Below are 815 nucleotides of genomic sequence, written 5' to 3'. Positions count from 1 at the left end.
CCGTCGGCCTCGCCCGGGGGCTTGATCCACAGGTAGCCGTCGATGTTGCTGTCGCCGGTGTTCAGCGTCGGGTAACGGCCGATACGCCGGTCGGTGTTGTCGTCACCGCACCAGTCACCCGCGGCACCACCGTTGCGGCTGGTGTCGATGAGCTGCCGCTTACCGGTCACCCCGGCCCCGTTGAGCGCGGAGATGATCTGCCGACCGTAGTTGGCCTCGTTACCGGTCGGGTTGTAGTTCGACACGTTGGTGTAGAACCCGTCGGCGTACTGCACGCCGGCCGCCCGCAGCCGGTTGGCCTGCTCCGACGCCGAGTTCCACGTCGAGTGACCACCGTCGAGGTACACCTTCGCGTTCGGGTTGGCCGCCTTGAACGTCTGCGTCGCATACGTCAACGCCGCGTTGCGCGCGGCCAGCGCCTGCTGGTCCAGACACGTCAGCAACGCGATCGAGTCGGTCTCCAACACGATGACCACCAACCGGTTGCCCAGACCACGGGCGAAGTTCGACACCCACGTCCGGTACTGGTTGAGATCCGGCGCGCCACCGGCACTGGCACCACCACAGTCACGGTTGGTGATCTGGTACACCGACATCACCGGCACCTGACCGGCCGCGTTCGCCGCACCGACGTAGGCCGCCGCCTCCTGCTGCGCCGTGGAGATGTTGAAGTTGGCGAACCACCGCGCCTGCGGCTGACTGGCGATGTTCGTCCGGATCACCGCCGCACGCGAGTCACCACCATTGGCGGCAACCCACTTGACGACATTGGAATCCGGGTCGCGGTAGAGCGTGCCGGACAGCGCGCCGGCCGA

1 protein-coding gene is annotated in these 815 nt (G+C 66.9%); it reads right to left on the bottom strand.

The genetic code is table 11. The features are described from left to right. The coding region (locus Voc01_RS52645; RefSeq protein ID WP_239161125.1) for a glycoside hydrolase family 6 protein at nt 1-815 on the bottom strand (815 nt) is incomplete at both ends.

Origin of the sequence: Virgisporangium ochraceum, from assembly GCF_016863655.1 — a bacterium.
In the GTDB taxonomy this organism is placed as follows: Bacteria; Actinomycetota; Actinomycetes; order Mycobacteriales; family Micromonosporaceae; genus Virgisporangium; species Virgisporangium ochraceum.
This window is presented reverse-complemented; position numbering and strand designations above follow the sequence as displayed.